Raw genomic sequence first — 11272 nt, 5'->3', positions numbered from 1 at the left:
CCGACCTGCGGCTGTCGGGGCCGCCGGACGGGCCCGAGCTGGGAGCGCTCGGCCGGGGCACGGCGTTCACGGCGCTGCCCGGCGTCACCGCCGCCTCGCCCGCCTTCCGGGCGCAGACCGACGTCGGCGGCGAGAGCGCGCTGCTGCTCGCCCTGGACGCGGGCCGGCTCGGCGAGCTGTTCCGGCTGCGTCCCGATCTGTCGGAGCTGAGCGTGGCCGAGCTGGCGCGGGCGCTGCCCGGCGACCGGGCGGGCCGGCTGGAACTGCCGGGACGGCCGCGCACCCTCACCGTGCGGGTCGCGACACGCGCCGCCGCGACGGCCCGGCTGGTGATCTCCGACGCGCTGGGCGTCTGGCGCGACCTGCCGCTCGGTGAGCTGAAGTGGGGGCCCAACCTGGTCGAGGTCGATCTCACCCCGCTGGCCGGGCGCGCCGGGCGGATCGCCTATCCGCTGTCGGTACGCGGGCTCGTGGCGGGGGAGCAGGCCGGACCGAGACTGACCGGGCTGAGCGCGGACGGACAGGACGTGCCCGTGGCCGGGGCCGTGTCTGACCCGCGCGGCGTCGTCACCTTTGGCAGTGGGCCGGGACGCTCGGGGGAGCCTGGGCCGTTGCCCGTGGTGATCACCCCCGGTCTGGCCGCCACGTTCAAGCTCGACGTCGGCCGGAACGGGACGTTCCGCCTGGCCGGCCGGGTCGTCCAGGTCGTGGTGGCCGGGATCGTGACGAGCATGCCCACCGGCGCCCCCGGCCAGCAGGCCGTGCTCGCCGACTGGGAGACGCTGCAGGCGTACGAGCTGGCCACCGCCCAGCCGTCCAGGCCGGCCACCGAATGGTGGCTCGCCGCCGACGGCACCGCGCCCGCGCGGGAGGTCCTGCGCCGCAACCCCCAATGGGACGTGACCGCGATCGATCGCCGGGAGCTGGCGGCCGGGCTGCGGGACGACCCGCTGGCCGGCGCGCTCCAAGGTGCGCTGACCTTGGGGTTCGCCGCCGCGCTCGGGTTCGCGGTGCTCGGGTTCCTGGTCAACGCCGTGGTCGCGGCGCGGGAGCGGCGGGCCGAGTTCGCCGTGCTGCGAGCCCTGGGCGCCGGCTTTCGCCAGGTGTTCGGGATGCTGGTCACCGAGCAGGCGTTCGTCATCGGGCTGTCGCTCGCGGCCGGCACCGGGCTGGCCGTGCTCGTCGGAAGCCTGGTGGTGCCGCGCGTCGTCCTGACCGGGCAGGCGTCGGCGGTCACGCCCGGCGTGCTGTTCCACGTCCCGTGGGCCGCCGTCGCGGCGATGCTCGTGCTGGTCACGGCGGTGCTGGCCGCGATCGTGGCCGGGCTGGCCCGGCGGGTGTGGCGGGGGCAGACCTTGGAGGAGCGGTGACGATCCCTCTGGGCGTACGGGCGCACGCGGGCACGTTCGCGCTGATCGCCGTGCTGACGGCGGTCGCCTGCCTGCTCCTCGCCGGGCTGCCCAGGACGATGCAGGCGTCGTTCGACCAGGCGCTGCGCCGGTCGCTGGCCGGCGCCCCCGCGGTGCGGGCCGACGTGGCCGTCACCGGCTCCCCGGTCCTGCCGCCCGGCGAGCTGCGCTCACGCGCGCAGTTCGAGGACGCCGGCCTGCGCTGGCGCCGGCTCATCCCGGCGGCGCTGCGGCCCATGATCGGACCCGGCGGCCACGTCAGCGCCAAGACCTCCCGTACGCCCGTCGCCGGCGCGAGCGGGATCCGTACCTTCGCCAACCTCGGCTGGCTGTCCGACGCCGACCGGCGGGTGGAGTGGGTGAGCGGCCGCGCGCCCGGCAAGCCGTCCACCATGGAGTACGCGGGCACCACGATCCCCGTCATCGAAGTGGGCGTCGTGGAGGAGGCGGTGGCCCGGATGGAGCTGCGCGTCGGCCGGACCATGATGCTCGGCGAGAGCGTGCACACCGCCGCGAAGATCGTCGGAGTCTTCAAGGCCAGGGACCCGGCCGACCGCGCCTGGAGCCACGACGCCGACGTCCTGCACGTCACCAGGATCGTGCCGTTGGACGCGCCGGAGGAGCTGCACACCACGACGCTGATGTCGGACGACGGCCTGGCCGCGCTGGCCAACAGGGAACGCACGCTGTCCTACCGCTGGGTCCTCCCCCTCGACGGGCGGGCCGCGAGCGCGCTGGGCGTGCCGGGTGTCGAGGCCGCGCTCGCCGAGCTCGAACGGCAGGTGGACGTCCAGGGGACGGGCAGCATCATCTACCGCGTCGTCACCGGGCTGCCCGACCTGCTGGGGGCCTTCCAGGCCGCGCTGTCGGCCGCGCAGACCGTGATGTACCTGGTGCTCGGCGGGCTGCTGGCCGTGGCGCTCGGCGTGATCGTGCTGGGCGTGCGGCTGCTGACCGACCGGCTGGAGCCCGCGCTGTCCCTGGCGCGGGCGCGCGGCGCGTCGCTGCGGCAGGTGGCGGCGGCCGGGGTCGCGCTGACCGCGCTCACGGTGGTGCCCGCGGCCCTGGCCGGGTACGCGCTGTCGTACCTGCTGCCGGGGCCGGTGCTGCCGATCGTGCACGCCGGTCCCGCGGCCGTGGCCGTCGCCGCCATGGCGTTCGCCGTGACGCGCCTGGTGCTCGCGCACCGCGCGCCGCTGAACGAGCGCCGGGCCGACCTGATCGCCGCCCGGCCGTCCGCGCGGCGGCTGACGGTGGAGGCGGTGGTCGTCGTGCTCGCCCTGGTGGGGGCGTACCTGCTGCGGGCCAGAGGGCCGTCCGGCACCGCGCAGCAGGATCCGTTCCTGCTGCTGATCCCGGTCGCGCTGACGGTGGCGGCCGCGCTGATCACACTGCGGTGTCACCCGTACCCGCTGCGGCTGTTCGTCCGGCTGGCCGCGCGGGGGCCGGCGGCCGTGCCGTTCCTGGGCCTGGCCAGGGCGGCCAGGGAGCGGTCGGCGGGCGCGCTGCCGGTGCTGATCCTGCTGCCCGCGCTGAGCCTGTCGGTGTTCGCCGCCGTGGTGCACGACGGGATCACCACCACGCAGCAGGTGGCGTCCTGGCAGAAGGTGGGCGCGCCGATCAAGCTGACGACCGAGGGCAACCTCCCGGCCGACGTGGTCGATCGGGTACGACGAGCGCCCGGCGTCGAGCATGTGGCGCTCGCCCTGACCGGCCGGGTGCAGGTCAAGGCCACGGGGGAGTGGCCGTACGCGGTCGCCGTGGACCTCGCGGCGTGGCGGCGGGTCAACGAGGACGCCCCGATCGCGCTGCCTGAGCTGTCGGGGAAGAACTCCGCGCTGCTCTCGCCCGCGCTGGACAGCCGGGGTTCGTTCGACATCACGTGGCTGTCGCCGGTACGGCTGAACGCCCAGGGTGTGATCGACGCGGTGCCCGGGTTCTACGCCAGTGGGCAGTTCCTCCTCGTGTCGCAGGAGGTGCTGCCCTGGCCGGCGGCCGACACGCTGCTGATCAAGGGCGACATCACGCCCGCCGAGCTGACCCGGCTGGTGCCTTCGGCCACGGTCGAGACGCAGGAGGCGGCGCTGGCCGGGATCCGGGCCGACCCGCTCACCGGCACGGTCCGCACCACGATGGTCGTGGTGACGGTGGCGCTGGGGGCGTACGCGCTGGCCGCGATCGTGCTGGCGCTGGCCGCCGGGGCCGCCGGGCGGGCCAGGTCGGTCTCGCTGCTGCGCACGCTGGGGCTGTCCGACCGGCAGGCCCGCCGGCTGACCCTGCTGGAACTGCTGCCCGTGGTCCTCATCACGGCGCCGGTCGGCCTGGCCCTGGGCCTGAGCCTGCCGGCCGCGCTCGGGCCGGGCGTGGACATGTCCGCGTTCGCCGGCGGCCTGCCCGTCACCGAGCATCCACCCGGCCTGCTCACGCCGGTGGCGCTGGCGGCCGGGCTGGGGGTGTGCGCCGTGCTGGGGACGTACGCGCACACCGCCATGAGCCGCCGCCGCGCCCTCGACGCCGCCCTCCGCGTAGGCGACACCTGAGCACGCCGCCCTCCGCGTACGCGACGCCTGAGCACGCCGCCCTCCGCGTACGCGACGCCTGAGCACGCCGCCCTCCGCGTACGCGACGCCTCAGCAGGACGCTCTTCGCGTGGGCGGCGCCTGAGCGGGACCGTCCACCCCGGACGGCGATGGGGACGAGCACCGGGGCGGCCCGTCGCGGGCCGCCCCGGTCAGGGCGTCAGCGGACGCGGATGAAGACCGGGTTGGAGTAGAACCACAGGTCCTCCCACGGGCTCTCCTTCCCGTCGGCCTGCGGCTCCATCTCGTCCGTGCTGGTGCCGCGCACCCGCAGGTAGCTGTCCTGGCCCACGTCGCGCAGGGTGTGCCGGATGACGACATCCTTGCCCTGGCGGCGCCAGTCGCCGGGACCGAAGCGGGCCACGACCTTCGTGGTGGGGTTGGCGGCGGCGTCGAGGTCCGAGCTCACGCCGGTGACCTGGCCCACGATGAGGTCGACCCGCCGCACCTCGGGACGGTCGCCGTTGCCGTTCTTCCCCTCCAGGGGCCGGAAGCGGATCTCCACCTCGACGTCGGTGCGGCCCCGGCTGCTGACGACGAGCGTCTCGCTCACCGTGGCCCGGCGGCCCTGGTTGCTCGCGGTCACGTCGAGCGCGGTGATCAGGTCGCCGGTGGTGACGAAGATCCGGCCGTTGCGCAGGCCGTCCATGATGTCGCCGTAGTCCTGCCGGGCCGCCACGTACGTCTTGCTGTACTCGCCCGGCCAGAAGTCCGAGCCGCCGCGGGTCCAGTGCACGTGGGAGTCGGACGTGGCGGTGATCCACCAGTGCCGGCCCTCGCCCAGCAGGGAGTCCCACAGGCCGCCGACGCGGGCGGTCATCTGGTCGAATCCGCCGTAGGTGGGGTGGTTGCCGTACCCGCCGCGGGCGCCGCCGTTCAGCGGGCCCGCCTGGTGGCCCGGCGCGCCCTCGAAGCCCACGTACACGTCGGGAGCGGCGTTGTTGCCGTTACGGAACTCACGCGGCGTGTCCTGCCCCCACACGCCGAGCCCGGTCGCCGACCGGGAGGCGTGGTGGGCGATCACCAGCGGCTTGCGGTTCATGCCGCGGGCGGCCTTGAGGAACTCCACCATCTTGGCCTCGGTGTCGCGGCCCGGGTCGGTGGGGAAGGCGTCGAACTTGGCGAAGCGGCTCTCCAGCTCGAACAGCTGCTGCGCCTCCCCGTCGTGGTGCGGGATCATCAGGGTGTGGTGGTCCAGCGCCGGCGTGTCGAACTCCATCCCCCAGAACTGCAGCACCTCCGGCACCAGCACCCGTGACCGCAGCAGGTCGGGGTAGGCCTGCTCCAGGTTCACCTTCGAGTGCGTCGGGCCGCCGTGGTCGGTGCACATCGCCCAGGTCAGGCCGAAATACTTGGCCATGATCGCGTTGGTGACGATGGGGTAGACCGCGTCCGCGCCCTTGTGGAAGGTCGGCGGGTTCGTCTTGGTGTCGAACTCGCCGCTGTACTCCGAGTGGACGTGGTGATCGCCCGCCCGCCACATCCGGCCGCTGTCGCCGCCGGCGGCGAAACTACGCTCGTCGTCCGCCTGCGCCGGGGTGCCGCCGACCAGGGGAGCCGCCGCGGCCAGGGTCGCGCCGACACCGGCGTACTTGACCAGACGGCGTCGGGAAAGCCCGGAGTGCTCGGTCTCCTCGGCCTTCTTGTTCCTCACAATGCTGCCTTTCCTGCAGATAAGGGTGACAGCTGACAAACCTCCAATAGGGGGATGAACGCGACATGAATCGCCGCAGGAGACACCGAGAACGCTGCACAGCGTCTCGGCGCTCCGACCTGGGTGAGTGACGAGTCACACTCTCCATGTAGTTTCGAACGTGACGGTATCATGTGATACTAACGAGGGAAGCCGCCGGCCACGGGACCGGGCTCGATCACCATGGCCGGCGGTGTCACGGACCTCGCGGCCGATCGGTCCCGGCCGATGAACGGACCCGATCCGGCGCCGGTCAGGCGCCGCGGTGAGGAAGGGCGGACCATGACCATCACCTGTCGCCGGGCTCAGCCTCCCCGGCTCACGACGCCGCCGGCGCGGGCGACGACCTCGGCAACGGCGGGCCTGAGCGCCCTGCCCCGCCCCGTGGCGGTGGTGGTCGGCGGCGGGGGAGTGCTCGGAGCCGCGCAGGTCGGCGTCGGGTACGCCCTGGAGCAGCGCGGCTTCGTCCCTGACCTGATCGTCGGGACCTCGGTCGGCGCACTCAACGGAGCCATCGCCGCCGCCCACCCGGGACAGGCCGCACCCTGGCTGGCCCGGGTGTGGACCCACGTACGCCGCCGCGAGGTGTTCCCGCTCGGCTGCCTGCCCTCCCGCGCCGGCCTCTTCGCCGACCGCGGCCTGCGCCGGCTGATCGCCAGGGCCGGGCTGCCCGCGCGGATCGAAGAGCTGGCGGTGCCCTTCACCGCGGTGGCCATGGACCTGGCCACCGGCGAGCAGGCGCTGCTCGACCACGGCGACCTCGAGTCCGCGCTGCTGGCCAGCGCCGCCATCCCCGGCATCCTGCCGCCGGTCGATCGCGAGGGTCGCCGGCTCGTGGACGGCGGCGTGGTGGCCTTCGTCCCGGTACGGGCGGCGCTGCAGGCGGGTGCCGCCAGCGTCGTCGTGCTGTCGACCGGCCCCGAAAGCGGGGCGCCGCGTCCCGTCGTCCCGCCCCGCTGGGCCGGCGCCGTCGCGGCCAGGGCCGGCCAGCTGCTGCTGCACCATCAGATCGAGCGCGACCTGCACGAGGTGTCGCGCCGCATCCCCACCGTCGTGGTGCCGACCGGCATCGAGACCTGGCCGGCCCCATGGGACTTCGGCCAGGCCGAGCGGCTGATCGCCACCGCGTCCGTCGAGGCGGGCCGCTTCCTCGACGGACTGTGCGTCAGCGGGCCCGGCCTCTACCGGGCCGGAGCCGAGCCGTTCCCCACCGCCTTGGGAGCCGTCCGATGAGCACCATCGCGTTCCTGAACATCCCTCTGCACGGCCACGTCAACCCGACCCTGCCCCTCGCCGCCGAGCTCGTCCGCCGGGGCCACCGCGTCACGTACCACACCTCGCCCGCGTTCGCGGAGGAGATCGAGGCCACCGGCGCGACCGTGCGCCTCTACCCCGGCGGCGACCAGCCGCTGCCCGACCCGCCGATGCCGATCACGATGCTGGACGCGCTCGTCCGCGCCTCTACCGGCCTGCTGCCCGCCGTCCTCGCCGACCTGCGCGGCATCGGGCCCGACCTGATCGTGCACGGGTCCGCCTGCCCGTGGGGCGCGGTCGCCGCCCGCGAGCTCCAGGTGCCGGCGGCGGCGCTGTTCACCACGTTCGCCTTCGGGAGGAACGTGCCCAGCCCCACCCGCGCCTCGGCGGAGCTGCTGGCCTCCGCGCTGGCCAGGCCCGGCGCCGCGCTGGGGTTCCTGCGCGCGCGGTGGGCGCTGCACCGCCGCCACCGGACGCACGGGGTGCCGCTGGTGGACCTGGCGAACGTACGCGAGCCGCTCAACCTGGTCTTCACCTCCCGCGCGGTCCAGCCCGGCGCCGACGGCGTCGACCCGTCGTACCGGTTCGTCGGCCCCAGCGTCGGCGCGCGGCCGCGAGACCCGTCGTTCCCGATCGGCCGCCTGCGGGCACCCGTGCTGTACGCGTCGCTGGGCACGGTGTTCAACGCCGGTCCGCGGCTGCTGCGGACGTTCGCCGACGCGCTGGCGCCGCTGGCCGGCACCGTGATCGTCTCCACCGGGGCGGTCGATCCGGCCGCGCTGGACCCGCTGCCGGGCAACGTGCTCGCCCGCCGCTTCGTCCCGCAACCGGAGGTGCTGGAGCAGGCCGCGCTGTTCGTCACGCACGGCGGGATGAACAGCGTGAACGAGGCCATGTACGCCGGGGTGCCGATGCTGCTGGTCCCGCAGGGCGCCGACCAGCCGCTCGTGGCCCGCCGGGTGGTCGAGCTGGGCGCCGGCCTGTCGATCCGTACCGGGGAGGTCACCGCGGGCGCCGTTCAAGCCCTGGCCCGCCGCCTGCTCGGCGAGCCGAGCTTCCGTGAGGCGGCGGCACCGCCCGCCCTGCGGGTGGCCCAGCACGAGGGCGGCGGCTACCTGCGCGCCGCCGACGAGATCGAGCACCAGCTGGGGCTGACCGGCCGGCCGGTCTCGGTGGGCGCGCGGCGGGAGCGCTGAGCGATGTCACCCGCCGTCGCCGCCGTGCTGCTGCTGGCCGTGCTGTCGGAGGCCGCGGGCCGCCTGCTGCCCCTGCTGGCCCGCCGAACGGGCGCGTCCAGACCCGGCACGTCGAGGCCCGGCGCGGTCCTGCTGCTGCTGACCGGGGCCGTCGTGGAAGGCTCCGTGTTCGCGCTCTGGCCCCTGACCGCCTGGACCCTGGCCGGCCTGACCCTGCCAGAACCTCCGGCGATCACCACCCCGCTGACCTGGACCCCCGCGCTGGCCGCCCCGCTCCTGCTCGCCGCAGTCCTCGCGTTCCCGCTGCTCGGGCCCCTGCTGCACCTGCTGCTCTTCGCCGCCGTCGGGGCCGGCCTGGTCGCCCCGCTCGCCGCCCTGACGAACCTGGGCTGGTGGACCGCCGCGGGCTGTGTGGCCGTCGCGGGAGTCGGGCTCGGCCTGGCCGTCGAGGCGGTCAGGCGGCTCGTGGTGTGGATCAGCGCCACCCGGGGGGTGCCCGCATGATCGAGTTCCCGTTCCTCGTCCTGGTCCTCGGCGCGGTCCTGCTCGCCGAGGCCCTGCTCGCCCGGCACGAGGTGATGGCGTACACCGCCGGCTGGCGCACGCCCGCCCGCGAGCTCCCGTACGGCATGCCCCACGCCAGGGGCGCGGACCCCGACCGGCCGCCGGACGCCTACCTCGTCTACCTGGACGGCATCGGCAAACGCCGCTTCCACGACACGCGCGACGGCGGCCAGCTGGTCAAGGCCCTGATCGCCGGGGCGCCCGAGCTGCGGGTGCTGGGGCAGGTGCAGCCGTACTCGCCGCTGGCCGCCCGGCTCGCCGACCGCCCCCTGTGGGCGTGGCTGCGCCGCCGCGCCGGGCTGCTGCTGTTCCTGCACAACGTCATGCAGATCTTCGTCGCGGCCGACCACCGCTACCGCCCGCTGTACAACCGCGCCGTGGGCGGCCAGATCGCCGACCAGCTCCGCCTGGCCGGTTACCGGCCAGGCAGCGGCGTCCCCGTGGTGCTGCTCAGCTACAGCGGCGGCGCGCAGGTCGCCACCGGCGCGGTCGAGGAGTTGCACGCGCGGTTGCGTGCCCCGCTCCTGCTGATCACCCTCGGCGGTTTCCACAACGGCGCCAACGACCTCACCCACGCCGTCCACCTGCACCGGCTCACCAGCGACGGCGACTGGATCGAGCGCGTCTGCACGTGGATCTTCCCCCAGCGCTGGCGGCTGTTCCGGCGCAGCGGATGGCACCAGGCCGCCCGCGGCGGCAAGATCACCGTGCACCGGCTCGACCCGGCCACCCACCTCGGGCGGCGCAGTTACATCAGCCCGCGGGCCCTGCTGCCGGACGGCCGCAGCCACCTCGACCACACCGCCGGCACGGTGATCGCCCTCATCCGGGACTTCACCCCTCGGGCAGGCGCTCGAACCGGGGGATCCGCGACAGATCACACCGCACCGTGACCCGGGCGGGCCCCTCGACCACGGTGCCGTCGTCGCCGCGCCAGCGCCCCCGCGGCAGGGCGACGATCCGCTCGGTGGCGCCCTTCTCCGTCACGGGCGCCACGACGAGGTCGGGGCCGAGGAAGAACTGGTCGGTCACGTCGTCCGGCCCGTCCGCGTGGTACGCCATCGGCCGCACGATCGGCTCGCCGGTCCTGGCCGCCTCGTCCACGAGCCCGAGGATCAGCGGCAGGACGGACTCCCGGACGGCGAGCGCGTCACGTACCGCGGCGAGGTGCTCGTCGTCCAGGACGCGCGAGGGCAGGACCGAGAACTGCATCATCGGGCTGAGGGCGGCCACCTGCGCGTACCGGACGAAGAACTCCTGATCGACCGTCGCCTGCCCGCCGACAGAACCGATCTCGCCGCCGCCGATCATGTCCGGGCAGACGAAGGGATGACCGATCATGCCCTGGGCCAGCATCTCCGGGATGAGCGACCCGATCCCGGCCGGCCCCCACAGGGCCGGCTTGTCCTGCAGCCGCTGGCCGAGCGGCTGCCCGCCCATCCGCCAGCAGGCACGGAACTCGTTGAACGGATACCGCAGCCCCACCCGCGCCCACGCCTCGCACAGATCGACCGGCTCGGCGGGCACGGAGGTGAGATCGTCGGCCCGGTAGTCGCGGACGTCGCCGGCGTCGAACTTGAACCCGTCGACCCCCGTCTCCTCGACGAGCGCGTCGAGCTGGTCCGTCATCCACCGGACGGCCGCCGGATCGGTGAGATCGAGGGTGGCGCTGAACCCGTTCCACCAGCGGCGGATCGCGGTGTCACCGGTCCGGTCCCTGACGAGCAGCCCCCGCTCTTCCGCCTCGCGGAAGGCGGCGGAGTCGGGGCTGACGAACGGGACCACCCAGAGCATCACCCGGCAGCCCCACGCGTGCAACTGCTCGATCATGCCCGCCGGATCGGGAAAGCGGGCACGGTCGAACCGCCAGGTGCCGTAGTCGCGCGCCCACGAGTCGTCGATCAGCACGACGCCGGGCGGCATCCCGCTCTCCAGCAGGTCACGGGCGAAGCGCAGGACCGTCTCCTGCGTGGGCGTGTACGGGTGCGCGATCCAGGTGTTGTACTGCGGTCCGGAGAACAGCTCCCGCGCGGGGGAGAGCCCCGACGGAGGGAAGAACCGCCGCGAGGCCGCCAGGAACGCCTCCCGCAGCGATCCGCCACCCCGGCCGACCAGGATGTCCCGTCCGGAAAGCCGCAGCCGCCCGTCCTCGAACGCGAACGCGAACGGCCGCTCCGACCAGACCACCCGCCCGCGCGTCGACACCAGCACGGGGCCGCTCTGGTTGGACGGCGCGGCGTCGCGGGACCCGTGCCCACGGGGCGAGCCGAGATCACGGGCGAACGACCCCGCCCCGAACGGCATCGACAGCCCGTCCTCGGCGGCGCCGCCCCACCACCCCTCGCCGTCCTCCAGCACCAGCTCCAGCTCGTCCCCTGACAATTCGGTGAACGGCTCGGCCGGCGGACGGGGTTCAGGGCGGGAGATCGTCATCAGCACCTCTTCGGCAGGCGGATCGGCGGGCAGCCGTACGCGATACATGTCGTTCGCGCTGACGCTAGTGGACGCCCGCGGACGCTCCGGCACCCACCCCTCCATCCACCAATCGCAAACAGTTCTTCGCGAAGAAGTGTTTGC

Annotated in this window: 8 protein-coding genes; 6 read left to right on the top strand and 2 right to left on the bottom strand. The window is 74.4% G+C overall.

Annotated elements, in window-relative coordinates:
* Both ABFX54_RS43275 and ABFX54_RS43270 read left to right on the top strand, forming a co-directional pair.
* On the top strand, positions 1 to 1370 hold a 1370-nt coding region (locus tag ABFX54_RS43275; protein WP_346112775.1), incomplete at its 5' end, for an ABC transporter permease.
* On the top strand, positions 1367 to 3949 hold the full coding sequence (locus ABFX54_RS43270; RefSeq protein ID WP_346112774.1) for an FtsX-like permease family protein: 2583 nt from the start codon (positions 1367 to 1369) through the stop codon (positions 3947 to 3949). The genes ABFX54_RS43275 and ABFX54_RS43270, both read left to right, overlap by 4 nt.
* 199 nt (positions 3950 to 4148) lie before the next feature.
* Here ABFX54_RS43270 and ABFX54_RS43265 read toward each other — a convergent pair whose 3' ends face one another.
* Entirely contained in the window at positions 4149 to 5642 is a 1494-nt protein-coding gene (locus tag ABFX54_RS43265; RefSeq protein ID WP_346112772.1) for a CehA/McbA family metallohydrolase domain-containing protein, read from the bottom strand.
* Positions 5643 to 5963: 321 nt separating this feature from the next.
* Here ABFX54_RS43265 and ABFX54_RS43260 point away from each other — a divergent pair, with 321 nt between their 5' ends.
* The 4 genes from ABFX54_RS43260 to ABFX54_RS43245 are packed head-to-tail and all read left to right on the top strand — an operon-like array spanning position 5964 to position 9588.
* The gene (locus ABFX54_RS43260; protein ID WP_346112771.1) at positions 5964 to 6914 is read left to right on the top strand and encodes a patatin-like phospholipase family protein; all 951 of its coding nucleotides are present in this window, start codon (positions 5964 to 5966) and stop codon (positions 6912 to 6914) included.
* Positions 6911 to 8131, top strand: a complete 1221-nt coding sequence (locus tag ABFX54_RS43255) for a macrolide family glycosyltransferase (protein WP_346112770.1) — start codon at positions 6911 to 6913, stop codon at positions 8129 to 8131. Before ABFX54_RS43260 ends, ABFX54_RS43255 begins: the two co-directional genes overlap by 4 nt.
* A gap of 3 nt (positions 8132 to 8134) precedes the next feature.
* A complete protein-coding gene (locus ABFX54_RS43250; protein ID WP_346112769.1) occupies positions 8135 to 8635 on the top strand; it encodes a hypothetical protein in 501 nt (166 codons plus the stop codon).
* Positions 8632 to 9588: a hypothetical protein gene (locus tag ABFX54_RS43245; RefSeq protein ID WP_346112768.1), complete on the top strand. Its 957-nt coding sequence runs from the start codon at positions 8632 to 8634 to the stop codon at positions 9586 to 9588. Before ABFX54_RS43250 ends, ABFX54_RS43245 begins: the two co-directional genes overlap by 4 nt.
* On the opposite strand, the gene ABFX54_RS43240 is transcribed toward ABFX54_RS43245, so the two are convergent.
* A complete protein-coding gene (locus tag ABFX54_RS43240) occupies positions 9530 to 11221 on the bottom strand; it encodes a glycoside hydrolase family 31 protein (protein ID WP_346112767.1) in 1692 nt (563 codons plus the stop codon). The genes ABFX54_RS43245 and ABFX54_RS43240 overlap by 59 nt on opposite strands.
* Between the last annotated feature and the right edge of the window lie 51 nt (positions 11222 to 11272).

This window comes from Nonomuraea maheshkhaliensis, assembly GCF_039529435.1.
In the GTDB taxonomy this organism is placed as follows: Bacteria; Actinomycetota; Actinomycetes; order Streptosporangiales; family Streptosporangiaceae; genus Nonomuraea; species Nonomuraea maheshkhaliensis.
Note: the sequence above shows the minus strand (reverse complement) of the source record. Positions and strands in the feature narration are given on the sequence as shown.

Excerpts from the sequence above, each read along its gene's own strand:
- ABFX54_RS43260 (WP_346112771.1), top strand. The coding sequence starts at position 5,964 with ATGACCATCACCTGTCGCCGGGCTCAGCCTCCCCGGCTCACGACGCCG.
- ABFX54_RS43245 (WP_346112768.1), top strand. The coding sequence starts at position 8,632 with ATGATCGAGTTCCCGTTCCTCGTCCTGGTCCTCGGCGCGGTCCTGCTC.
- ABFX54_RS43250 (WP_346112769.1), top strand. The coding sequence starts at position 8,135 with ATGTCACCCGCCGTCGCCGCCGTGCTGCTGCTGGCCGTGCTGTCGGAG.
- ABFX54_RS43255 (WP_346112770.1), top strand. The coding sequence starts at position 6,911 with ATGAGCACCATCGCGTTCCTGAACATCCCTCTGCACGGCCACGTCAAC.